Source organism: Mycobacterium sp. RTGN6, from assembly GCF_033804605.1.
Lineage (GTDB): Bacteria > Actinomycetota > Actinomycetes > Mycobacteriales > Mycobacteriaceae > Mycobacterium.
The window spans coordinates 305,094-327,829 of record NZ_JAPZKZ010000006.1 but is presented as its reverse complement, the minus strand read 5'-3'; the positions used below and the strand labels follow the sequence as shown (position 1 = coordinate 327,829).

Below are 22,736 nucleotides of genomic sequence, written 5' to 3'. Positions count from 1 at the left end.
CGAGATGTGGCGCTGGGCGGCCGCCGTGCTGTGCATTGCCGCGTTGGCTGGCTCGGCGACGGCCGCGGCGGACCCCCCTGTGCCGCAACCGGGTTCGTCTTGCGCGTCGAATCTCGTCGACGCGATGACCTGGCCGCCGGACGCCAAGGCTCCCCTGCTGTGCACCGGCGGAGGTTGGCAGCCGGTCGCGATGCCGTATCCGACCGGCGAACGATGGGTGAGCTACGGACCCGCGATGAGGCTGCACGGCGATGGGCTGCGCAACCCCGTCATCGAATCGGGGAACTGGGCCGCCACTCCCCTGACGCCCGATGACCAGTGCCGCGCCGAGCAACTGGCCGTCGTGCCCGGCGTCGGCGTCGGCCCGCCGCGAATCGACGAGGGTGGGCCCGGCCAGGTCTTGAGGCTGCAGGTCGTTCCCAAGCTGTTCTCGATCGACATGACCGGTAACTGCCTGTGGCAGAAGGTACCTCGCTAGCAGTACGGCCTTCCGTCGACGGCCCGTTGACACATTACGTTATGGCATGTAACGATTCGTCGCGTTCCCAGCGACAGGAGTACGCGTGACCGAAGTTAGTCCCCAATCCGAGCTCTCCGACGCCTTCGGCGGGCTGCTCGACGAGGTAGGCGCGGTCGAAGCCAAGATGCTCGCCGCCGACCCGCCGCTGGCCGAGGCCGACCTGCTCGACGGCTACCGACTGGCGTTCAGCCTGCTGCGGGTGGCGGTCGACGCGTTCGTCTGGAACGACAAGGACCGGCCCCGCATGGTCGACGTGATTGGCCCGTTCCTCAAGTGGGGCGGCGACAACTCCGACGCGTTCTACCAACTTTCACCCATCGACCCCGCCCGCACGTACCGCGTCACGGGGAACCGTGGTGACGCGGTGTACGTCTCGCTGACGGTCTACGGCGGACCCGACGACGGCAGGTACAGCGAGCGCATCGTCGGTACGGTCAACGATCACTCGCTGGAGTTCGACGAGGACGGCAACTTCGAACTCATGCTCAGTCCAACGCCGCAACCGGGAGCCTGGCTCAAGCTGGAACCCGACGCCGTCTTCGCGCTCACTCGGGACTACGTGACGGACCGCAAGACGGCGAGCCGACCCCACTGGACGATCAAGGCCGTCGACGCACCGCAGCGCCGCCAAGAGGATCGTGCCGACATGACTCGACGGCTCCGGACAGCCCGAACCTGGCTGCACGACCAGCTGTCGTTCCTGCCGACGAAGGTCGAGCCGCCCAACGAGATCGCCGAACCCTACCCGGTGCCCACAAAGACATTCGGCTGGGCCGCAGGCGATGCCGCGTACGCGATGGGCGCGTACGAACTCGAGCCGGACCAGGCGCTCGTCGTCACCGGCACGTCGCCCGAATGCGTGTTCTGGAACCTATGCCTATGGAACCCGTTCCTTCATACCTACGACTTCACCGACGAGCGCGTGACCATCAACGGTGCCGAGGTGACCTACGAGCCCGACGGATCGTGGGAGATCGTCGTCAGCGCAACCGATCCCGGACATCCCAACTGGGTGTCCACCGCGGGCCGGGCCAAGGGCCTCATCTGGTTGCGCTGGTTCCTTCCTGAGCAGACGCCGGCACCCATGCAATGCCGCGTCGTCGATGTCGCCGGAGTGACGAGGTGACCCGACCCGCGTCGATTCACCTGACCGACCTGTCCGCTCCGGTCTACCCCGACGCCTCGTTGCCGATGCGCGAAGGCCTGGCGGCGTACGGGGCGACGCTGAAGCTGACGCCGGAGGCGCTTTTGGCAGCGGCGGCGGACCGCACCGGGCTCGACGACTGGGGCGACCCGGCGTTTCGCGAGCGCCTCGACGTATTGTGCGCGGCCCTGACCGGGCAGTCCGGCCTGTCGAACGTCGGCATCGCGATGGCGTTCGAACAGCTGGCGGGCCATCTCGTCAACCGACTCCGGCTGGAGGCGCTCGTCAACGCCCACCCCGAGATCGAAGACGTCGCGATCGAGCGGCCGATCGTCATCTGCGGACTGCCCCGCACGGGAACGACTCACTTGCACAACCTCATCGCCGCCGATCCCGCTATCCGGTACATGCCCTATTGGGAGAGCCTCGAGCCCTTTCCCGCGCCCGGCGAGGACGAACAACCACGCCGGGACCGGTGCGCCGCAGGCCTCGAGATCGTCAACACCTCGATGCCCGAGTTCAAGCGGATGCACGAGATGACGGTCGACCACGCCCACGAAGAGATCCAACTGCTGGCCAACGACATCTCCGGAATGCTCTTCGAGACCATGCACCTGATTCCCGACTATGCCGCCCACTACAAGACTCACGACCAAACACCGTCGTACGCCTACCTCAAGCGCTCGCTGCAGGCGATGCAGTGGCTTCGGGGCGGCCAGCGGTGGGTGCTGAAGTCGCCGCAACACCTCGAGCAGTTCCCCGTGCTGTACGAGACCTTCCCCGACGCAACCTTCGTCGTCACGCACCGGGATCCCGTCGAAGTCACGCAGTCGATGGCGACGATGATCAGCTATGCGTCCCGGATGGGCTGCGACCACCCCGACCCGGCGAGGATCTCCCGCTACTGGCTCGACCGCGCCGACGACCTGCTCAACGGCTGCCTGCGTGATCGCGACGTACTACCCGCAGCGCAGAGCATCGACGTCAGGTTCGATGACTTCATGGCTGACGAAACAGCGACCGTCGCAGCGATTTACGCACTGGCGGGCCAGCCCTACGACGAGCGCGCCCGTGCGGCGATGGCCCAATTCTGCGTCGAACACCCACGCGGCCGCCACGGCGGCGTCATCTACGCATTGGACGATCTCGGCCTCGACGTCTCCGAGGTCGGGAGCAAGTTCAGCGCCTACCGGGAAAGGTTCGTCAGCTGAAGGTGACGACCACCTTGTCGGCCGCGCCGGGCGTCGACGCCAACCGCAGCGCCTCGTCGACGTCGGTGAACGGAATCGTGTGACTGACGATGAGCGCGTACTTCTCCCAGTTGGCGACGAGATCCTTTGTCACCTCGAAGATCTCGTCGGGGTAGCCCATCGACCCGACGATCGTTAGCTCGCCGCTCATGACGCTGACCAGCTCGATCGGGACGGGCTCCTTGTGCACTCCGACGATGCCGATGGTGGCGCCCTGCTTGGCCGCGGCCACTGCGATGTCGATGACGGCCTTGGCTCCAGCAGCGTCGAGGTAGATGTCGGTACCCGCCTTGCCGCCGAACCTCGATTCGCCCTCGCCGTGCAGTTCGATGAGTCGAGCGACGACGTCCTCCTCGGCGGTGTTGACCACCGCGTCGGCACCGATCTCGAGCGCCTTGTCCAGGCGGGCGGGGATGAGGTCGACCACGACGACGTGCGCCACTCCGAGTGATTTGAACGCGAGCACCGCACCGAGTCCGACCGGACCGGCACCGAATACGACGACCTTGTCCGACGCCTTCGGCCGGCACCGGTTGGCCCCGTGGCGGGCCACCGCCATGGGTTCGTTCAGCGCTGCCACTTCGAATGGAATGTGGTCGGGGATCACCTCCAGACTGACTCCCCGCACCGCGTTCTCGATGAGCAGGAAGTTGGCCAATGCGCCTGCGGCGCCGCCGTTTCCGATGATGCCGCTCGGGGCCACCATGGGATTGACGACGACGTGGTCTCCGACCGCGATCCCGGTGACGTCGGCGCCGACGTCGACGACCTCCCCCGCGGGTTCATGTCCCAGCGGAGTGCAACCCTGCCGGGGCGGGATTCCGCCGATGGTGATGTAGAACGCGTCCGAGCCGCAGATCCCACACGCCCGCATTCGGACGAGCACGTCCTTGGGTCCCGCCTCGGGTTGCGCGGCGTCGACGACCTCGGCCGTGCCGGGTCCCGTCACCATCGCGACCTTCATGCCTTCATCATCTCCAAGAACCCCGGCCAGTCGGGGAACAACGCTCGATCGACGAGCTCGATGCGGATGCCCGTCGGGTCGAGGTAATAGGCGAACGTCGTCAGCTCGGCACCGCTCGGGCGGGCCTCCAGTCGGTAACCCGCTGCCTCGAGTCCCCGTGCCGCGGAGCCAAGGTCGTCGACCCAGTACCCGAGGTGGTGCGCCGCTCCTGTTGGTGGCGCGGACCAGACGGTGCCTGGCACCTCCTGGATGACCTCGAGGTGGGGCGCCTCGATCGAGTAGACGAACTTGAACGGCACCTCGACGTCGCCGTTGGCCGTCGTCACCGACAGCACAGCCTCGACCGGTTTCGTCCATGAATACCCGCTTACGGCAGTCAAACTCGCCGTCGCGGCGTCCAGGTCGGGGACAACGAGGCCGACGTGATAGCAGTCGGTGATGACAAGCGGCGGCGCGGTCATGGGGTGCCCTCCAGTTCGATGTCGAAGGTGTCGAGATACTCGGCGAACACCGGCTTCAGTTCATCCACGGAAAGCCCGTACTGATCGAGGCTGTAGGCGTTGACTCCGTAACGGTCCTGAGGGTGTGCGGCGAGCCACTTCTGCATGCGGGCTTCGGTCTCCGGTGTCAGCGGATCGTCCGCCCACTCGTAGATTCGACGCATCATCGCCATTGGGTCACGCATCATGTCCGAGTAGTACATGTGGAAGAAGCGGTCGTCGCCGATGCGATCGCGGGCCCGCAGCGGCCGCTCGACGTGCACCTGCATCTGCGCCTTCGCGGCGCGGCCCATGGCGTGCAGGTCTATCTCCTCGGCGTGCTGCGTCATGCCCTTGGGCAGCTTCCACAGGTTGGCCAGCGATCCGGTGGCCTTGTAGGGGTCCCGGTGCGCCCAGATCAGCCGGGCGTCGGGGAACACCGCCAGCAACGCCTCGATGTGCACCGAGTGTGACGGCATCTTCAAACTCCACGTGCCAGGCGCCGTCGACTGCAGCACTTGCAGATAACGCTTCTGATACTCGTAGGTACTCGACATGTCGGTTTCGTGAAAGAGCCACTCGGTGTAGCGCTGCGTCGCCAGGAACGAGTCCCAGGACAGCCCCTTGAAGTCCTGGTTGTGAATGAACATGTCCTCAGTAGGGCCGTCGGCGTCCTCCCAGTGCGGCAGCGCCATGTTCGCCGCCGACACCATTTCGAGGATCTTCTTCTGTTCCTCCAGCAGAGCCACGCAGCGCGGGTCGGTGCGCAGCGCGTCGGTGGTGGCCGGCGGCACGGGATGCACGCACTGCCAGTGCAGCAGCGTCCGTCGGCTGCGATCCTGGTCGAGCATGTAACTGATGACCGTCGTGCCGGTGCGTGGCATTCCGAGCACGACGAGCGGCCGCTCGACGGGGGTGTCGAGCACCTCGGGATGGCTCTGGATGTAGTCGTGGATCTGCAACCGCCGACCGAGCGCATCGGCGCAGTCGGTGAGGATGCGTTCGCGGCCGAACGGCGTGAAGGCCGGCGACGAGTTCACCTCGTCGATGATGATCGCCAAACCCTCTCGCCACGAGTCGGATTCGATCTCGGTCAGCCCAGTTCGCCCGGCGGCGATCTTCAATATGTCGTCCGGTGTTGCCACGCTGTCGAATTCACTCATGTCGCCCCCTTAGACCGTCAGGTATCCGCCGTCGACGGCGACGGTCGTTCCGGTGATGTAGGACGCAGCGTCGCTGCACAGAAACAGCACTGCAGGCGAGATCTCGTCGGGCATGCCCATGCGCGCCATCGGAGTGTGGCGCATCTCGGGATCGAGCATCTCGGGAATGTCGAGCACGGGATGGGTCATCCGGGTATCGATGAGGCCAGGGGCGACCGCATTGACGCGGATCCCGTCATCGACCCAACGCCGGGACAGGTTCTTGGTGAAGGCGACCATGCCGGCCTTCGACGAGCTGTAGGCGGGTACGGCGATTGCGGAGACGAACGCGGACATCGAGACGGTCGTCACGACGCTGCTGCCGCCCGCGAGGCCGCTGGCCTTGAGGCGGTCGTGACACGCCATGGTCAGTCGCATGTGCGCGAACATGTTTACCGCCACCGAACCTGAGAAGCCTTCGGGGTCCCACTCGTCTTTCTGTGCGGCATAGGGGCCACCCGCATTGTTGACGAGGATGTCGAGGTCACCGAGTGAGTCGGCCAACGCGTCGATCGACGACGAGTCGGCCAGCTGACACTGCCGATAGGTGAACGCGGTCAGGTCGGTTTCGGGGTAGTCGGCGGCCGATGCGCGGGTACCTGACACCGTGACCGTCGCGCCCGCCTTCGCGAAGTCGCTGGCAATGGCGTAGCCGATCCCGCTGGTGCCTCCGGTAACCAGGGCGTTGGCGCCGCTGAAATCGTATGTCACGGAGTTCATTCCGCAGCCCTCAATTCGTTGATGGAGTTGTTCACCCAGGCTTTGACCCAGAAGTTGTCGGTGTCGGCCAGCAGCGCTTCGTGTGCCTCGACAGCCACCTCGCGGGCGGCCGGATAGGCGGGCTCAGCGGCCAGGATCAGGTCGGTCAGATGCAGCGCCTCGACCGGTCGTCCATCGGCCACGTGACCGCGTGCGGCTGCCACGAGTGCGTCGGGGCCCGCGGCGTTGACGACGTCGACCGCGATCGACAGCGGCGCGACGCCGTAAAGCTCGGTGGTGGAACGGTGTTGGAACCAACCGGTGTACATCTCCCAGATGGCGCGCACGTTCCACGACGTCTTGCCGTAACCCTCGCCGACGTCGAGGTGTTCGGGAACCCGAACCTCGCGCATCGCGGTGTATAGGTCCTTGCCGGCGGACATGAACTCGATTGTCTGGTCGTGCACTGCCTGCATGGCGTCGCGCATCGCGGTGACTTCCTCGGCGATGCGGTCGGCGCCCTCGATGGGGTCGAAGTGGCCCGTGATCAGGCGGCGCGGTTCGAGCTCCAGCACCGTGTTGAGTGACTCGATGTACTGGATCGGATCCCGGTACCGGTCCCCGCGGATCGTCATGAGGTTCGGGACGTGCCCGAAAAGCGGCCCGAAGAGGTTGCCGGTGAACAGGACTCGATCCTCGGGCACCCAGACCACCAGCGAGTCGGTGGTCTCACCACCCGGCGTCCAGGTCAGTTCCAGTCGTCGGCCACCGACCGTCAGCTCGTGCTGACGGTCGAACGTCGTGGTGGGCTCGGGGAACGAGAAGTCGATGGTGGCCGGATCGACGTCCTTGAGCGCCTCGACGATCGCGTCGCTGAACTTCTTGAACGCGAAGGCAGTCTTCGGCGCCCGATAGCCGCCGAGGCGGGTGTTGTCGTCTCGCCAGTAGCGGTAGTTGGCATGCATGACGACGTCGGTGTCGGGCTCGCGGAGTGCGTAGACGCCGCCGAAGTGATCGGCATGGCCCTGGGTGACGACGATCGCCCGCGTGGGTCCGGGAACGGCGGCGAAGGCCTTGTGCCGCAGCGTTCCTTCGAAGAACAGCCCGCCGTTGATGATCACGCGGCCGTCGTCGGTGGCCAACGCGTACGCGTTCGACACGCCCGGGGACATCCAGATGTCGTCGCCGAGCGCGACTGCGGGGTCACCGGTGCACGCCCCCAAGTCGGCGGCACCCGGTCGCTCGCGATGAATTCCGGCCATCAAGGCTCCTCTACGGATCTAGAGTTAGTTACTCTAGGACTGTAGAGGTAAAGTGACGTCCTGGGAAGAGGGGAAGGAGCAGCGCATGAGTTTGCGTGGACTGGCGGGCAAGGTGACCGTCGTGGCTGGTGGCGCAACCGGCATCGGCGCGGCGACCGCAGCACGGCTCGGCGCCGAAGGTGCCCTGGTGATCGTCGGCGACGTCGCCGTGGACGCCGCCGAGCGAACCGCTGCAGGAATCACGACCAGTGGCGGAACGGCGACTGCCGTTGCCTTCGATCTCGCCGACCCCGACTCGGTGGCCAACCTCATCGCCACCGCGGCCGCCACCTACGGCGGCGTCGACGCACTGTTCACCGTGGGCGCCGACATGGCCGCGATCCGCGGCGACTCCGACGTCGTCGACATCGACCTCGACCTCTGGGACCGGGTGATGACGGTGAACCTGCGCGGCTACGTCGCGGCCATGAAGTACGCCATCCCGCAGCTGCTCACCCGCGGCGGCGGCGCCATCGTCAACATGTCATCGGCGGCCGCCTTTCAAGGCGAACCCACCCGTCCGGCCTACGCCACCGCGAAGGCCGGAATCGGCGCCCTGACACGACATGTCGCCGCCCGCTGGGGCAAGGAGGGCATCCGCTGCAACGCGGTCGCCCCTGGCTTCACCGCAACCGAGGCCATTCGGTCAGCGCCGCAATGGCCAGAGTTGGAAGCCTCCGCACTCAAGCGAATCCGCGGCCCAAGGGTCGGCGAAACCGACGACGTCGCAGCCCTGGTCGCGTTCCTACTCTCGGAGGAGGGCGCGTGGATCAACGGACAGGTCATCAACATCGACGGCGGAACCGTCCTGCGCTGACCGATAAACTCGGGACCATCCCAACACCACGAAAGCGCGACGGCGAGGAACGCCGACGGGAACTGTGCGACGCCGCCATCCGCGTGCTCGCCGAGCAGGGTTCCCGCGGGCTCACCCACCAGCAGGTCGACCGCACCGCCAGCGTCCCCGACGGCACCACGTCGTACTACTACCGCACCCGGGCTGCCCTGCTGCGCGGCGTGGGCCAGCGCGTCGCCGACATCGACCTCGCGAACATCTCGTCGGTCACGGACGAGACCACTCGGACCGAATCGCCGTTCGGACGGCTCGCGCAGCTCGTCGTCGATCAGGCCGACGGGCAGGGCCTGCTCCTCAACAAGGCGCGGTTCGAGTTGATGCTCGCCGCCGTGCGCGATCCCGAACTGGCCGAAAGGGCTACGGCGTTGGCTGCTCGCGGCGTTGCGCTGACACTCGAGGCCATTGACGCGATTGCGCCGCGGTCGGACGATCCCGAACTGCGGGAAGCGCAAAGCGTGGCCGTGATGACGTTCATCAGCGGTGCCTTCACCAATTTCGCCGTCGGTGACCGAACGCTTGCCGATGCCGAACGCCTCGAACGGCTCTTTCACGCGATCGTCCGGGCGGTCGCGATCGAACGGGCCGACTAGCGTCGATGTCACCTTCGTCACTCGCGCCCACGGGGGCCAGCATCTGGTGCCGCACCGGAGCTAGCCTCAGGGCATGACCAGAACCGTCTGGGATGTCTGCGCAATTCTCGGCGTTCCTGAGCAGGACCGGAACCTGTTCGCGCGCTGGGCGGTCGGCGAGAATCCCGATGCCCTGGACGCCTACGTCGACGTGATGATCGCCGACAGATGCTGCCGGCTCACCGACGACCTGCTATCAGAACTGATCAGGACCGGCGTCGCGGGCGTTGACCTCACCGCCGACGAGATTCGCGTGGCCGTCCGAGCCATGCTGGTGCTGGCACATCGAGCCGAAACGGCTACTCCGCGAACGTGATCGACGTCGCCGAGCACTCGGTGACGGCCTTGCCGGGCGGGAACGCCTTCGGGTGCGCGTCGGCGATCTCGGTGTCCTGGTAGTACGCGTGCACCGAGTCGGTGGTGCACTCGAAGTTCGCGTTGAGCACGGCGAATGTGTCGGGATCCGCGCCGGGGATCGGCTTGCCCATCCAGTAGGCCCGCGCCGCGTCGCGCGCGTACGGGCCGGCAAGCACCTCGAGTGACGGGGCGTCGGCGTCGGGGATCGAATCGGCGAAGTAGTAGACCGCGCGGTCGTCGAGTGAATACGCGCCGCCCAGCACGCGGAAGCTCGCCGGGACGGCCCCGGCGATCGGGACACCGTTGACGTGGACCGTCTCGTTGTCCCTGGTGAACAGGTAGTGATCGAGGTGCGACACGATCACGAAGTGCTCCGGATCGTCGGAAAGCACGCTGCCGTCGGACCAGTAGACGTGTGCGCCGTCCTTCGCGAGGTCTGCATCGAGCAGCTCGAAGTGCGCCGGGTCATCGCTGACCTGCTGGTCGCGCTGGAAGACGTGCTTCGCATCCTTGGCGAAGTTCGGGCGGTCGAGGAGTTCAAAGCTCGCGGAGTCGGCGCCCTCGAGCGGTCGACCGTCGATGTACACCGTCGACTTGTCCCGCGCGTAGGTGCCGTCCAGCACCTCGAAGGACGCGGCGTCGGCGCCCCCGATCTCGAAGGCCTCGCCGGGGAAGGCGTGCAGGTAGTAGACGGTATCGCCACGCACGTGATAGCCGGCGGCATCGAAGAGTGAGTTGGGCTCGCGGTTCTTGCTGCATGCAGGGACGATGGCGACGACCACCAGGCAGATTGCCGCCACGAGCTTGCGCACCTGGTGACGGTAGCGGACATAGACTTCGGCTGTGCGTGACGTGCTCGACGAACTGATTTCGGTCTGGCGCGCCGGCGGAACGGCCGGCGTCGCGACCGTCGTGCGCACGATGCGGTCCGCACCACGTCAGCCAGGAGCCGCCATGGTGGTCGCGCCCGATGGAACCGTGGCCGGGTCGGTCTCGGGCGGGTGCGTCGAGGCCGCCGTCTATGAGCTCGCCACCGAGGTCGTCCGGACCGGACGGCCGCAGCTGCACCGGTACGGCATCAGCGACGAGGACGCGTTCGCCGTCGGGCTCACCTGCGGCGGCATCATCGACGTCTTCGCAGAACCCTTGTCGCAAAGCACTTTTCCGCTACTCGGCGCGGTCGCCGATGACATCACCGCGCACCGCCCAACTGCCGTGGCCACCGTCATAGCCCATCCCGAGCCCGAATGGGTGGGGCGGCGGTTGGTGGTCGGCGAGACCTCCGCCGACGGTTCGCTCGGCTCGGCCCGCTCCGACGACGCCGTCGCCGATGACGCGCGCGGCCTGCTCGCAGCCGGACGCACGGCCGTGCTGACCTACGGGCCCGACGGCCAACGCCAAGGCACCGGCATGGAGGTGTTCGTCGCAAGCCACGCTCCGCGACCCCGCATGATCGTCTTCGGCGCCATCGACTTCGCGGCGGCGCTCACCCGTCAGGCGGCCTTGCTCGGATATCGGGTCACCGTCTGCGACGCCCGTCCGGTGTTCGCCACGGCCGCTCGATTCCCCGCCGCCGACGAGGTCGTCGTCGACTGGCCGCACCGCTATCTCGCGGCGCAGCAGGCGCAGGGCGCCATCGACTCCCGGACGGCGATATGCCTGCTCACCCACGATCCGAAGTTCGACGTCCCGCTGCTCGAAGTGGCGCTGCGGCTGCCGCGAGTCGGATATCTCGGGGCCATGGGCTCCCGTCCAACGCACGAGGACCGGCTCGACCGACTGCGCGAACTCGGGCTGACCGAGGCCGAGCTGAGCCGACTCGCCAGCCCCATCGGGCTCGATCTCGGGGCCCGCACCCCGGAGGAGACGGCGGTCTCGATCGCCGCGGAGATCATCGCGCGCAAGTGGGGCGGCGGTGGCCGTCCGCTGGCCGACGTCGACGGCCGAATCCACCACGACGCGACCGATCACGCCTCGCTTACCGCCGGTGACATGCGGTAATACCACTCTCCCTTTTTGGTACGACGCTTCTCTGTGTACGATAACGAAGCTTCGTCACCGACGTGACGACCATCACTTACACGCGAAAGTGATCGAGGGGAGCGAACGTCAGTGACACCCACTGAAACCGTCACCGCCCGCTACGCGGGTGCGCGGGTCCCGCGGGTCGAGGACACACGCCTGCTCACCGGCAAGGGCACCTTCGTCGACGACGTCACGCGGCCCGGCATGTTGCACGCGTGCTTCGTGCGCAGCCCCTTCGCCCACGCGAGCATCAAGGGCATCGACGCGACCGCAGCGCTCGCGCTGCCCGGCGTCCACGCCGTCTTCACCGCCGACGACATCAACCCCGACGTCAAGGAGGCGTGGCACGCCGTCGCGGGCAAGGACATCCCCGACACCCCGCGCCCGCCGCTGGCCGAAGACGAGGTGAAGTTCGTCGGAGACCCGGTGGCCCTCGTCATCGCCGAGAGCCGCTACCTCGCCGAGGACGCCGTCGACCTCGTCGACGTCGACTACGAACCGCTGCCCGCCATCGCGGACTTCCGCAAGGCGCAGAACTCCGACGTCATCGTGCACGCCGCCTATCCGGACAACGTCGCGGGCGGCATGGGCGGCGCCCCACCCGACGAAGAGCTCTTCGCGACGGCGCCGCACGTCGTGTCCGAACACATCTACCAACAGATGTACGTGCCGGTCCCGATGGAGACGCGCGGCATGGTCGTCGAATGGTCCTCCACCACATCCGAACTCACCGTGTGGGCGTCCACCCAGACGCCGCACGAGCTACGTGCCTTCGCGGCGCGGCTGCTGGGCATTCCCGCCCAAGGCGTCCGGGTCATCATGCGCGACACCGGCGGCGCGTTCGGCCAGAAGGTCGTGCCGATGCGCGAGGACATGTGCATCCTGCTCGCCGCACGCAAGGTGTCCTCGGCGCTGAAGTGGATCGAGGACCGACGCGAGAACCTGATGTCGGCCGGGCAGTCCCGCCACGTCGACGGCACCGTCCGGATGGCCTTCGACGAGGACGGCAAGATCCTGGCCGCCGACATCGACTTCGTCCAGGACGTCGGTAGCTACCCGACGCCCTATCCCGTGCTGACCACCGCCGCCATCGGCATGTTCTTTCCCGGGCCGTACCGGGTGCCCAAGGCGAGCTTCAACTACAAGACGGTGTTCTCCAACACCCCTGGCCTGCACGCCTACCGCGGTCCTTGGCAGTACGAAACCCTCACGCGGGAAATGCTTCTCGACTGTGCTGCGCGCAAGATGGGGATGGATCCCGTCGAGCTGCGCCGCATCAACATCCTGCGCGGCGACGAGATGCCGTTCTTCAACCCCAACGGCATGCCGTATGACAACTGCGCCCCCGCCGACACGTTCGAACAGGCGGTGAAGATCCTCGACCACGAAGGCTTCCGCAAGGAACAGGCCGCCGCGCTGGTCGAGGGCCGGTACCTCGGCCTCGGCTTCTCGGCATACATCGAGCCGACGGGCGCCGCGACGGGGCACCTCGCCACCGAGGGCGCCACCATCCGCGTGGAGCCGACCGGGAAGATCAACGTCTACGTCAACGGCGGCTCTTGCGGCAACAGCGTCGAGACCACGGTCGTGCAGCTCACCGCGGATGCGTTGGGCGCCAACATCGACGACGTGTCCACCATCCAGGGCGACACCGCAGTGACTCCCTACGGCGCGGGTACGCAAGGCAGCCGAAGCGCGCCGATGACGGCGGGCGCGGTCAACGAGGCGGGCACGATCCTGCGCAAGCAGCTCGTCGCGATGGCGGCCAAGATGCTTGGCGTCGAGGACGCCGATATCGAACTCGGGGGCTCGCGGGCCAGCGTCCGCGACGACCCCGAGAAGAGCGTCAGCTTCGCCGACCTCGCCTATCGCTCGCACTACGAACCCGCGCAGCTCGGCGGCCTTTCGCCCACTCTGGAGGCCACCGCCAGATTCAACTCGCAGGCAATGATCCACTGGGCCAACGCAACCCACGTCTGCACCTGCGAGGTCGACGTCGACACCGGCCACGTCACGCTGACCCGCTACATCGTCAGCGAGGACGTCGGTCCGATGATCAACCCGAACGTGGTGGAGGGCCAGGTCGCCGGGGGAACCGCGCAAGGCATCGGCGGCGCGCTGCTGGAGCACCTCGCCTATGACGACGCGGGCAACCCGGTGGCGTCGACGTTCGTGGACTACCTGCTGCCGACCGCAACCGAGGTCCCACCCATCGAGTTCGGGCACATCGAGATCCCCGGCCCCGGTGTCGGCGGCTACAAGGGCGCCGGCGAAGGCGGCGCCATCGGATCCCCGCCTGCGGTCATCAACGCCATCAACGACGCACTGGCCCCGCTCGGCGTGACCGTGACCCAACTGCCCGCCAGCCCCGCCACCATCGTGGCGCTCATCGAAGCGGCACGCGAAGGAAAGGACCACTAGGCGTGGAACTCAACAACGAATTCCGGGTCGCGGTGCCCGCCGCCAAGACCTGGGAGGTGCTCACCGACGTCGAGCGCGTCGCGCCGTGCCTGCCGGGCGCAACGCTGCTGTCCGTCGACGGTGACGACTTCACCGGCGCCGTGAAGGTCAAGGTCGGCCCGATCACCGTGTCCTACCAGGGCATCGCGTCGTTCCAGGAGAAGGACGCGGTGGCCCAGCGGGTCGTGCTCAAGGCCGAGGGCAAGGAGACCAGGGGCAACGGCACTGCCGCGGCCCTGGTGACGGCGCAGATCAAGGACGAGGGCGACTCGACGAGCGTCGTCATCACCACCGACCTGGCGATCTCGGGCAAGGCCGCCCAGTTCGGCCGAGGGGTACTGGCCGACGTCTCGGGCAACCTGATCGCGCAGTTCGCCAAGAGCCTCGAGGCCGAGCTGCTGGGCGGTGCGGCAGCGCCGAGCTCCGCGGCAGCTGCGACTGTCACGCCCGGCGATTCCGGGGACTCCGTCGACCTGCTCAAGGTGGTGGCAATGCCGGTCGCCAAGCGGTTCGGGCCGGTGTTGGCCGCGGCCGCTGCCGCGGGTGTCGTCGGGTTCCTGGTGGGCCGACGGAAACGAAAGCCACCGGCCGCCGCTGCGACCGACGAGGTGTTGCACGCGCTGATGGCCCGGCTGCTCGCGTGAAGGCCGCGTCATGAAGGCTGCGAGTTTCGCCTACCACCGCCCCGACTCCGTCGCCGACGCGGTGGGGTTGCTCGGCGAGTACGGCGATGAGGCGAAGATCCTCGCGGGCGGGCAGAGCCTGGTGCCCATGCTCGCGATGCGGCTGACGCACTTCGAGCACCTCGTCGACATCTCCCGTGTCGACGAGTTGCGCAACATCGAGCTTCGCGGCGACGAGGTGTGGGTCGGCGCGGCCACCCCCCACGCCCTCGTCGGCATGGATGACGAAGTGGCCGAGTCGGTTCCGCTGCTCACGTTGTCGACACCGCACATCGGGCACTTCCAGATCCGTACCCGCGGGACGCTCGGCGGGGCCATCGCGCACGCCGATCCCGCCGCGGAGTACGCCGCGGTGGCGCTCACGCTGGACGCCAGCATCGAGGCGACGTCGCCGCACGGGCGCAGGCAGATTCCGGCGGCCGAATTCTTCACGGGGCTGTGGGAGACGTCGCTCGAGTCCGACGAGGTCCTCACCGGCGTCGGATTCCCAGTGTGGTCGGGACGATGTGGGTACGCCGTGCAGGAGTTCGCCAGGCGGCACGGCGATTTCGCGATCGCTGGCGCGACGGTGGCCGTCGAGCTCGACACCCAGGACCGCGTCACCCGCTGCGGGATCGGATTGCTCGGGCTGGGTTCCACGCCGAAACGCGGTACCCCGGCCGAGGACGCGATCACCGGCCGCCCGGTCACCGACATCAGCGCCGACGAGCTCGGCCGGTTGGCCATGTCGGGGCTCGAGGACGTTCCGACCGATCTGCAGGGCTCGGCGTCCTACCGCACCCGCGTCGGCACCGCGATGGTGTCGCGGGCTTGGACCGAAGCGATCACGGAGGCGCTCGATGCATGAACTACCCACCGGCGTCGCGGTCAACGGCCGCCACTACCAAGCCACCGTCGAGCCACGCCTGACGCTCGCGGACTTCCTGCGGGAGAAGTGCGGGCTGACGGGCACCCACCTCGGCTGCGAACACGGCGCGTGCGGCGCCTGCACGGTGTTGCTGGACGGCCAGGCCGTGCGGTCGTGCCTGATCTTCGCCGTCCAGGTCGATGGCCAGGAGGTGACCACCGTCGAGGGGCTCGCATCGAGCGACGGCGAGCTGTCGCTGGTGCAGTCCGCGATGCGGGAGTGCCACGGACTGCAGTGCGGCTTCTGCACGCCCGGGTTCGTGACCTCGATAACCGCGTTGCTGCGCGACAATCCGCAGCCCACCGACGACGAGATCCGTGAAGGGCTCTCGGGCAACTTCTGCCGCTGCACCGGCTATCAAGGCATCGTCAACGCCGTGCACAAGGCCGCCCAGTCACAGGCGTAACACCGGGCCTGCGCAGACCGATAGTCACCGTGGCGTTTGCTGACGTACTGTGGACGCGGGTTTGCCTTGGACAGGGGTAGTGAATGAGAACGAAGCACATGATGGCCGCTGCAATCGTCGCCGTCGGCGCCGCGACCGCACTCGCCGCGCCCGCGTTTGCCGACCCGGCCGATCCGAATGCCGCACAGCGCGACGAGATGTTCACCAAGGCGGTGCGCGACGGTGGTTTCCGCATCTCGGCCAACGAGGCGATCGAGCTGGGGCATTCGACGTGCGAGCTGCTCAAGCGCACCGATTCCATCCAGGACGCGCTCTACCACATCAAGAACGCGACCGATTGGTCGAACGTGAACGACATCAGCAAGTTCGGCGGCCTGGCGGTGCAGGCCTACTGCCCCACCGCCATGCCAAAGGGGTAGCAGCTGCTGGCGGGATAGTGAGCGGTAGTGATTGATACCGCGCTTGTGAGTGGCGTCGGTGTGCCGATCGCCTGTCGGTGGTGACTGCCAGGATTCGGGGCATGAGGGAGGGGCGGGCGCTGCGCCGGATCGGTGATCCGGTGGTGGCGGCCGGGCCAGCGGGGGTGCGGATCCAGACCCGGATACACCCCACCGCCGGTGAAGCCGAGGCGCTGAGCGCGATCGGGGAACTGTTGGGCTCGGTGTATCGCGGCGAGTTGGCTGAGCGAGTCGGGATGGGGCGGTTGGACCGCCAGGCCCACGGATCGTGGCGCGCGGAGCGTAAGCGGGAGCTGACGGCGGTGTCGTCGTCGCGGTGGGCCGGGGCGATTACCCGGGCGGTGGAGGATCAGTACCAACTGGGGATGCACGGTTTAGTCGCCCAAGTCGCCGAGCTGCGCGCCACGATTGAGGTGCTCGAGGCGCGCTGCGCGCTGCGCCCCGGCGAACTCGCACCGGTCGACGGCGACCAAGTGCACGGCCGGGGTCGGTCGCGGCGCCGCCGTCGTGGGTATCGCAGCGCCGCGGAACGGTTCGTCAAGACCCGTCGCCTGGCCGTGCTGCGGACCCGGTTGGTAGCTGCTGAGCAGGAGTTGGCGGCGGGTCGGCCGTCGATCACGGTGGGCGGGAAACGGTTGTGGCGCAACCGCAACCACCTTGAGGTCACCGCCATGACCGAACCACAGTGGCGGGACAAGTGGGATGCCGCGCGAATGTTTCTCACCGCCGACGGTGAGTCGGGTAAGACCGGTGGCAATGAAACCATCCGCGTGGACGAGGCGGGTCGGCTGCGGATCAAGGTTCCTGCGGCACTGGTCGATCAGTTCGGCACCCACTTGGTGATCACCGCGCCGGTGGGTTTCGCGCACCGCGGGCACGAATGGGCGGCGCGGGTGAGTGCGCGGGCCGCGGTGCGCTACGACATCAGCTTCGACCCGGATCGGGGCCGCTGGTATCTGGACGCCTCGTGGAAGATCTCCGGCGAACCGACGCCCGAGATCGACGACTTGCGGGCCGGCCCAGTGCTGGGTGTGGACCTCAATGCCGATCATCTGGCGGCGTGTGTGCTCGACGTCTCGGGTAACCCGATCGGTGAGCCGGCCACCATCGCCGTAGCCACCGCGGGATTGGCGGCGTCGCGGCGCGACGGGCGGGTGCGCGCGGCCATCACCGCGTTGCTGGACCTGGCCCAACGGCAGAACTGTGCGGCGATCGTGGTGGAAAACCTGGACTTCGCCGACGCCCGCGCCACCGGGCGGGAAACCCTGGGCCGCGGCCGGCGCGGGAAACGGTTGCGCCGCACCATCGCCGCCATCCCCACCCGAAAGTTCCGCACCCGACTGACCGGCATGGCCGCGCGCCGTGGGATCGCGATCATCGGGGTGGACCCGGCCTACACCAGTAAGTGGGGTGCCCAGCACTGGCGCACCCCGCTACAACAACAGACTTCCGAACCGGTCACTCGGCATCACGCCGCGGCGGTCGCGATCGGCAGACGTGGACTCGGCGTGGCGATCAGGCGACGGCCGGCAGGACCCCGCACGCGACAGCGGACGCGTGTGGGCACACCACCGGCTAGACCTGATCATCAGCCGGGCACCACACGACGGTGCCGTAGTTCCGGCCCACCCACCCCCCACGAGGAGCGCGGGTCCACCGGAGAACACCCACCGCCAGCGGCCAACACCGTTCGGGCCGCACAGGAGGATTCACTCCTGCTCAGTAACCAGGAACGGTAGCAGTCAGCCGCCGAGTTTCGCGACCACCGCGCTGATCCTGCGGGCCCGCGTCTCGGCTGCCTTCGCCCCTGTCACTGAGGTGACGTGTGCCTTCTGGTGGCTATACGACAGCTTCGCCCACGCGGCCAGCGCCGCAGGCGCTGCGGCCAACGCCGCCTCGAGGTCGTCCGGCACCTCCACGACGCGAGGGGCGGTGTCCACGGCCACCTCGACCTCGATGGCGTCACCTCCCGCGATGCCGGATTCGTTGCGGCGCTCCGCGCTGAACGGCACCAGGAATCGTCCGCCCATCGGCGCGATGGTCGAGCGGTACTCGTAGCCGTTGACGTTGACCACGACGGGCGGCCGCTTGCCCGCCCCGAGCGCATCGACGACGTCCGCGGGCACCTCGATGCCCGTGTTGTTGCCGTCCTGGAACATCGTCGTCGAGAACTTCATGGGTTCATTGTGCGGAAGCGTAGAAGTGGACGCACCCCCTATCTGTAAGTCTATACTTACCGTTAGTGGTTACTTACGAAGCGGTGGATCCGTGGGCGGCTCTCGCCGATGGCACACGGCGGGCGATATTCAAGCGCCTCGCCGGTGGGCCTTTGGCGGTCGGTGAGCTCGCTCATGGGCTACCCGTGAGCAGGCCGGCCGTGTCGCAGCATCTCAAGGTCCTCAAATGCGCGGGGCTTGTGGCCGATCGCGCCGTCGGCACACGACGGGTTTATCAGTTGAACCCGAAAGGCATTCAGGAACTTAGGGCGGAGCTAGACGTCTTCTGGGCCACGGCTCTAGACGCATACAAGTTGATCGCTGACGAAGGAGGGCAAGACGGATGAGGTCGGAAGAGGTAGAGCCAGTACGGAAGAGCGTGGTTGTCCGTACCGGTGTTGAGCGTGCGTTCGCGGTGTTCACCACCAAGTTCGATGCCATCAAGCCACGCGAGCACAACCTGCTGTCTGTTCCGATTGCCGAGACAGTCTTCGAGCCGCGAGTCGGCGGACACATCTACGACGTCGGGGTTGACGGGAGCCTCTGCAAATGGGCGCGGGTCCTTGCCTATGAGCCGCCAACCCGTGTCGTGTTCTCATGGGACATCGGCCCGACCTGGCAGCTGGAAACCGATCCAGCCAAGACGAGTGAGGTCGAGGTGCGCTTCATCGCCGAGTCCGACTATCGGACTCGCGTGGAGTTGGAGCATCGCCATCTCGATCGCCACGGCCCCGCCTGGCGCGCCGTCGCCGACGGAGTCGACGGCGATGCAGGTTGGCCGCTATACCTCAGCCGCTACGTCGAGATAGCGACAGCGGAGGCGGTGCGATGAGCACCACTGAGAAGCCTTTAATGGACATGGCCTACGACGAGCGATCCGACCTTGCCGCGTTCCTTGAAACGCTGACACCACAGGAATGGACGGCGCCGAGCCTTTGCGACAGGTGGACGGTGAAAGACGTTGTCGCACACGTGGTCAGCTATGAAGAGTTGAGCCCCTTCGGCTTGGTGAAGCGATTCGCGAAGGGTCGGGTCGTGCGTGCCAACGAAGTTGGCGTCAGGGAGTTCGCACCAATGTCCCCCGAGGATCTGCTGGAGTTCCTCCGCCGGCACCTCCGCCCGAAGGGGCTCACCTCTGGGTTCGGGGGCATGATTGCGCTTGTCGACGGAACCGTCCACCATCAGGACATCCGGCGAGCACTCGGCCATCCGCGCACCGTGCCCGTTGAGCGGCTAGAACGAATTTTGCCGCTGGTGCCGACGAACCCACGACTGGGGGCAGGGCGGCGCATACGGGGATTGCGACTAACCGCGACCGACGTTGCCTGGCAGCACGGCGACGGACCGGAAGTCAGTGGCACCGGAGAAGCACTCCTGATGGCGATGACGGGCCGTCCAGATGCCGTGAACGAGCTTGATGGACCGGGACAAGCGACACTCGCGGGACGCATATAGGCGCCCGGCGCTGCGTTCATCTCAACTCAGTCCGTGTCTGCGGCCCACAGCCAGTGCGGTGTCCACCCAGGCTTGGATGAACCGCTCGTCGTCGACCCCGCCTGGGACTTGACCGAACACCCGGTCGAGTTCCCGGTATGCCGCCATCGACTCAACAAGGATCAGCGCGAGCGGATCCAAGTCGGGAGCATCGAGATCCGCCTCCTGGAAGCGGGACCCGAGCCAGGCCACGATCTCGGCGTACGGCCTCGCGACGAGCCGGTCATAAAGCTTGGCCCGCTGGCGTTCGGGGAGCAGGTCGGCCTCACGCCGAACAAAGCGGGTCAGGGACGCCCGCCGATCTAACGAAGCGAGATTCCACCGAGCGAGCAGGGTCAGCTCAGCGCGCAGGTCCCCCAACGGGAACATCTCCATCGCGTGGGCAAGCTCGTCCATCCCGGCCAGCTCGCGATCAAGCATGGCTTCGAGCAGCTGTTGTTTGCCCTTGAAGTGTTGGTAGAGCGCCCCAGACCGCGGCGCCAGGCCAGCCGCCGTCTCGATTGCGCCGATCGTCGTCGCCTTGTAACCGCCGTCGGCGAACAGTTTCAGCGCGGCATCCATGAGCCGATCAGGCGTTGAGCCAGACGTCATTATTCAATCATACGTTATCTAGAGTCATAACGGTTGATATGATACGTTCGACGAGACCTGAGGAGGTTCCGTGAACGTGATGAAGGCTCTGCTCTCGAAGCTCGCCGCGCGGCTGCCCTGGCGGCGCTCGTGCCCGCTACCCAACCCCCCGACGCAGCGGCCATGAGCCGCTCGAGCACGGTCAGCCATCCGCTGTGTGCGCGCCTCTATGCCAAACAGGCAGAGGCCGCCGAGTCGCGGGGGCTCGCTGATCAGAGACAACGGATGCTGGCAGGACTTGCTGGGCACGTCGTCGAGATCGGCGCCGGCAACGGGCTCAACTTCGCGCACTACCCCGACTCGGTGACGATGGTGCACGCCTTCGAGCCCGACCCCTATCTCCGCGCGCTGGCCATCCACGCCGCCGAAAACGCAGCGGTGTCGGTATCGGTGGGTGAGGCGATCGCCGAACGCCTGCCGCTAGAGGACGGTAGCGTCGACGCCGCCGTCGCGTCGCTGGTCCTGTGCTCGGTCAAGGATGTCGATCAAGCCGTCGCCGAACTACACCGCGTTGTCCGCCCGGGCGGCGAACTTCGATTCAATGAACACGTTGCCTCGGCTCAATCGCTTCGCAGAGCCCTGCAACGGACGGCCGATGCGACCGTGTGGCCGTTGCTCTCCGGCGGCTGCCATCTCGGACGCGATACCGGAAAAGCATTCGAGGACGGCGGTTTTCGCGTCGAACACGTCGACCGATTCGTGTTCAGCGTGTCAGCGTTCGATCCGCCAAAGAGTCACATTCTCGGGACAGCCCGCCGGATCTGAGCTAAACGGAAGCCTGTTCGGCGGCCGTCTTGATTCGGTTCAAGGTCTCTTGAATGCCCCGACGGAGTTGCTTGTTGCGCGGGATGGGCACTTCGGCGATGCGGTTCGCAATCGGGCACCACAGAAAACGGTACGACTCGATCACCTCCGCACTGGCCCCGACTTCCCGAATTTGGTAGCGCCACAACGTTTCTTCGCGGCCGTTCTTGTGCAGGATCGTGAACGCGAACTCCCGTCCCGGATCGGCGACCGTGACGATCGCATCGGTGTGCCAGCGGACTTTGCCCAGCCTGTTGTGGCCGCGGAAGCGGGCGCCGACCTCGGCGGCGGTGGCGCCGTCGAGCCATTCGCAGCGGTAACACTCCGGGCTCCAGTCGCCCATGCGGGTGATGTCGCTGATGAGTTCGTAGACCGTCAGCGGTGCGGCGACGATCTCGATTCGTGCCTCACCGGTAGTCGCGGTTGCCAAGGCCTCCTCCTTCGTTGCGGGCGCGGCGATCTGCGATGCTCGCCTGCCCGTGCTGAGCGGTCGGCACGGGCCGAGTCTTCCACAGCGTTGGGGTTGTGAACAGCATATTCACGTATTACGTTGAATAGGTGATTATCGAGGCAGGGGCCAAGCGGGACTTCAAAGACAGGCTCTACGGAGAGTTCGCCCGCATCGGCAAGGCGCTGGCCAACCCTCACCGCCTAGAGATCCTCGAAGTCCTTGCGCAGGGTGAGCGCACAGTCGAATCGCTGGCCTCGCAGACCGGCCTCTCGATCGCCAACGCATCGCGGCATCTGCAACAACTGCGGCAGGCCCAACTCGTGCTGGCGCGGCGCGAGGGCCTATTCGTGCACTACCGACTGGCCGGGCCAGAGGTCATCACTCTGGTACTGGCCCTTCGCCATACCGCCGAGCAACACCTGGCCGAGGTCGACCGGGTCGTGGACGACTTTTTCGGTGATCGCGGTGGCTTCGAACCGGTCACACCCGACGAACTGTCGCGTCGCATGACCACTGGCGAGGTCATAGTCCTGGACGTGCGACCCGAGCAGGAATACGCGGCCGGACATATCGCCGGTGCGCGTTCCCTACCCGTGGCGGACCTATCAGCTCGCCTAGCCGAACTTCCCCGCGAGAAGGAATACGTGGCGTACTGCCGCGGGCCCTACTGCGTGTACGCCGACGAAGCCGTCACGGCGCTGCGCGCAAACGGACTCAAGGCGCAACGCCTCACCGAGGGTTACCCGGAGTGGTGGCTCGCGGGGCGGCCAGTGCGCACGGGCAAGTAACGGGTCACGACAC

At 66.9% G+C, this 22,736-nt stretch carries 27 protein-coding genes; 18 read left to right on the top strand and 9 right to left on the bottom strand.

The annotated features are described in order from the left end of the window. Positions 1-4: 4 nt before the first annotated feature. The 3 genes from SLQ33_RS17065 (at position 5) to SLQ33_RS17055 (ending at position 2,875) form a co-directional block, all read left to right on the top strand. A complete protein-coding gene (locus tag SLQ33_RS17065) occupies positions 5-478 on the top strand; it encodes a hypothetical protein (RefSeq protein ID WP_319455042.1) in 474 nt (157 codons plus the stop codon). 85 nt (positions 479-563) lie between these two features. Continuing rightward, the gene (locus SLQ33_RS17060) at positions 564-1,646 is read left to right on the top strand and encodes a DUF1214 domain-containing protein (RefSeq protein ID WP_319455041.1); all 1,083 of its coding nucleotides are present in this window, start codon (positions 564-566) and stop codon (positions 1,644-1,646) included. Next, positions 1,643-2,875: a sulfotransferase gene (locus SLQ33_RS17055; RefSeq protein ID WP_319455040.1), complete on the top strand. Its 1,233-nt coding sequence runs from the start codon at positions 1,643-1,645 to the stop codon at positions 2,873-2,875. The genes SLQ33_RS17060 and SLQ33_RS17055 overlap by 4 nt, the downstream gene beginning before the upstream one ends. Here SLQ33_RS17055 and SLQ33_RS17050 read toward each other — a convergent pair. From SLQ33_RS17050 to SLQ33_RS17030, 5 genes are read right to left on the bottom strand one after another with little or no spacing between them, the layout of a single operon-like run. After that, positions 2,868-3,878: a zinc-dependent alcohol dehydrogenase gene (locus SLQ33_RS17050; protein WP_319455039.1), complete on the bottom strand. Its 1,011-nt coding sequence runs from the start codon at positions 3,876-3,878 to the stop codon at positions 2,868-2,870. The two genes, SLQ33_RS17055 and SLQ33_RS17050, sit on opposite strands and share 8 nt — an antisense overlap. Then, a complete protein-coding gene (locus SLQ33_RS17045) occupies positions 3,875-4,339 on the bottom strand; it encodes a VOC family protein (RefSeq protein WP_319455038.1) in 465 nt (154 codons plus the stop codon). The genes SLQ33_RS17050 and SLQ33_RS17045 overlap by 4 nt, the downstream gene beginning before the upstream one ends. Next, complete coding sequence (locus SLQ33_RS17040; RefSeq protein WP_319455037.1) at positions 4,336-5,520, bottom strand: sulfotransferase; 1,185 nt, start codon at positions 5,518-5,520, stop codon at positions 4,336-4,338. The genes SLQ33_RS17045 and SLQ33_RS17040 overlap by 4 nt, the downstream gene beginning before the upstream one ends. 9 nt (positions 5,521-5,529) lie before the next feature. Continuing rightward, complete coding sequence (locus SLQ33_RS17035; RefSeq protein WP_319455036.1) at positions 5,530-6,279, bottom strand: SDR family oxidoreductase; 750 nt, start codon at positions 6,277-6,279, stop codon at positions 5,530-5,532. Continuing rightward, positions 6,276-7,520, bottom strand: a complete 1,245-nt coding sequence (locus tag SLQ33_RS17030) for an alkyl sulfatase dimerization domain-containing protein (protein ID WP_319455035.1) — start codon at positions 7,518-7,520, stop codon at positions 6,276-6,278. Before SLQ33_RS17030 ends, SLQ33_RS17035 begins: the two co-directional genes overlap by 4 nt. An 85-nt stretch (positions 7,521-7,605) precedes the next feature. Here SLQ33_RS17030 and SLQ33_RS17025 point away from each other — a divergent pair, with 85 nt between their 5' ends. The 3 genes from SLQ33_RS17025 (at position 7,606) to SLQ33_RS17015 (ending at position 9,360) form a co-directional block, all read left to right on the top strand. Next, positions 7,606-8,376, top strand: coding sequence for an SDR family NAD(P)-dependent oxidoreductase (locus SLQ33_RS17025; RefSeq protein ID WP_319455034.1), 771 nt, complete (start codon positions 7,606-7,608; stop codon positions 8,374-8,376). A gap of 17 nt (positions 8,377-8,393) precedes the next feature. After that, entirely contained in the window at positions 8,394-9,005 is a 612-nt protein-coding gene (locus SLQ33_RS17020; RefSeq protein WP_319455176.1) for a TetR/AcrR family transcriptional regulator, read from the top strand. A gap of 73 nt (positions 9,006-9,078) precedes the next feature. Next, complete coding sequence (locus SLQ33_RS17015; protein WP_319455033.1) at positions 9,079-9,360, top strand: hypothetical protein; 282 nt, start codon at positions 9,079-9,081, stop codon at positions 9,358-9,360. Here the strand turns inward: SLQ33_RS17015 and SLQ33_RS17010 are convergent. Continuing rightward, a complete protein-coding gene (locus tag SLQ33_RS17010) occupies positions 9,344-10,213 on the bottom strand; it encodes a DKNYY domain-containing protein (RefSeq protein ID WP_319455032.1) in 870 nt (289 codons plus the stop codon). The genes SLQ33_RS17015 and SLQ33_RS17010 overlap by 17 nt on opposite strands. Positions 10,214-10,244: 31 nt before the next feature. Between SLQ33_RS17010 and SLQ33_RS17005 the strand changes: the two genes are divergently transcribed. From SLQ33_RS17005 to SLQ33_RS16975, 7 genes are all read left to right on the top strand, one after another. Beyond that, positions 10,245-11,402, top strand: a complete 1,158-nt coding sequence (locus SLQ33_RS17005) for an XdhC/CoxI family protein (RefSeq protein ID WP_319455031.1) — start codon at positions 10,245-10,247, stop codon at positions 11,400-11,402. 111 nt (positions 11,403-11,513) lie between these two features. Further along, positions 11,514-13,847, top strand: coding sequence for a xanthine dehydrogenase family protein molybdopterin-binding subunit (locus SLQ33_RS17000; RefSeq protein WP_319455030.1), 2,334 nt, complete (start codon positions 11,514-11,516; stop codon positions 13,845-13,847). A 2-nt stretch (positions 13,848-13,849) separates the two neighbouring features. Further along, a complete protein-coding gene (locus SLQ33_RS16995; protein ID WP_319455029.1) occupies positions 13,850-14,530 on the top strand; it encodes an SRPBCC family protein in 681 nt (226 codons plus the stop codon). Positions 14,531-14,540: 10 nt separating this feature from the next. Continuing rightward, positions 14,541-15,416, top strand: a complete 876-nt coding sequence (locus SLQ33_RS16990) for a xanthine dehydrogenase family protein subunit M (RefSeq protein WP_319455028.1) — start codon at positions 14,541-14,543, stop codon at positions 15,414-15,416. Further along, positions 15,409-15,882 carry a (2Fe-2S)-binding protein gene (locus SLQ33_RS16985; RefSeq protein ID WP_319455027.1) on the top strand — a complete coding sequence of 158 codons (474 nt, stop codon included), beginning with the start codon at positions 15,409-15,411 and terminating at the stop codon, positions 15,880-15,882. The genes SLQ33_RS16990 and SLQ33_RS16985 overlap by 8 nt, the downstream gene beginning before the upstream one ends. A gap of 83 nt (positions 15,883-15,965) precedes the next feature. Next, positions 15,966-16,301, top strand: a complete 336-nt coding sequence (locus tag SLQ33_RS16980) for a DUF732 domain-containing protein (RefSeq protein ID WP_319455026.1) — start codon at positions 15,966-15,968, stop codon at positions 16,299-16,301. 101 nt (positions 16,302-16,402) lie between these two features. Continuing rightward, positions 16,403-18,079 (top strand): hypothetical protein, encoded by a 1,677-nt coding sequence (locus tag SLQ33_RS16975; protein ID WP_319455025.1) that lies wholly within the window; start codon positions 16,403-16,405, stop codon positions 18,077-18,079. 3 nt (positions 18,080-18,082) lie between these two features. On the opposite strand, the gene SLQ33_RS16970 is transcribed toward SLQ33_RS16975, so the two are convergent. Then, complete coding sequence (locus SLQ33_RS16970) at positions 18,083-18,517, bottom strand: YdeI/OmpD-associated family protein (protein ID WP_319455024.1); 435 nt, start codon at positions 18,515-18,517, stop codon at positions 18,083-18,085. Between the two features lie 65 nt (positions 18,518-18,582). Between SLQ33_RS16970 and SLQ33_RS16965 the strand changes: the two genes are divergently transcribed. The 3 genes from SLQ33_RS16965 to SLQ33_RS16955 are packed head-to-tail and all read left to right on the top strand — an operon-like array spanning position 18,583 to position 20,011. Further along, positions 18,583-18,903: a metalloregulator ArsR/SmtB family transcription factor gene (locus SLQ33_RS16965; RefSeq protein ID WP_319455023.1), complete on the top strand. Its 321-nt coding sequence runs from the start codon at positions 18,583-18,585 to the stop codon at positions 18,901-18,903. After that, a complete protein-coding gene (locus SLQ33_RS16960; RefSeq protein WP_319455022.1) occupies positions 18,900-19,388 on the top strand; it encodes an SRPBCC family protein in 489 nt (162 codons plus the stop codon). Before SLQ33_RS16965 ends, SLQ33_RS16960 begins: the two co-directional genes overlap by 4 nt. Further along, positions 19,385-20,011 (top strand): maleylpyruvate isomerase family mycothiol-dependent enzyme, encoded by a 627-nt coding sequence (locus tag SLQ33_RS16955; protein WP_319455021.1) that lies wholly within the window; start codon positions 19,385-19,387, stop codon positions 20,009-20,011. Before SLQ33_RS16960 ends, SLQ33_RS16955 begins: the two co-directional genes overlap by 4 nt. A gap of 21 nt (positions 20,012-20,032) precedes the next feature. On the opposite strand, the gene SLQ33_RS16950 is transcribed toward SLQ33_RS16955, so the two are convergent. Beyond that, entirely contained in the window at positions 20,033-20,641 is a 609-nt protein-coding gene (locus tag SLQ33_RS16950; RefSeq protein WP_319455020.1) for a helix-turn-helix domain-containing protein, read from the bottom strand. A gap of 162 nt (positions 20,642-20,803) precedes the next feature. Between SLQ33_RS16950 and SLQ33_RS16945 the strand changes: the two genes are divergently transcribed. Continuing rightward, positions 20,804-21,445, top strand: a complete 642-nt coding sequence (locus tag SLQ33_RS16945; RefSeq protein ID WP_319455019.1) for a class I SAM-dependent methyltransferase — start codon at positions 20,804-20,806, stop codon at positions 21,443-21,445. 1 nt (position 21,446) lies between these two features. On the opposite strand, the gene SLQ33_RS16940 is transcribed toward SLQ33_RS16945, so the two are convergent. Beyond that, positions 21,447-21,914 carry an SRPBCC family protein gene (locus tag SLQ33_RS16940; protein WP_319455018.1) on the bottom strand — a complete coding sequence of 156 codons (468 nt, stop codon included), beginning with the start codon at positions 21,912-21,914 and terminating at the stop codon, positions 21,447-21,449. A gap of 128 nt (positions 21,915-22,042) precedes the next feature. Here SLQ33_RS16940 and SLQ33_RS16935 point away from each other — a divergent pair, with 128 nt between their 5' ends. Continuing rightward, the gene (locus SLQ33_RS16935) at positions 22,043-22,723 is read left to right on the top strand and encodes a metalloregulator ArsR/SmtB family transcription factor (RefSeq protein WP_319455017.1); all 681 of its coding nucleotides are present in this window, start codon (positions 22,043-22,045) and stop codon (positions 22,721-22,723) included. The last annotated feature ends 13 nt before the right edge of the window (positions 22,724-22,736 follow it).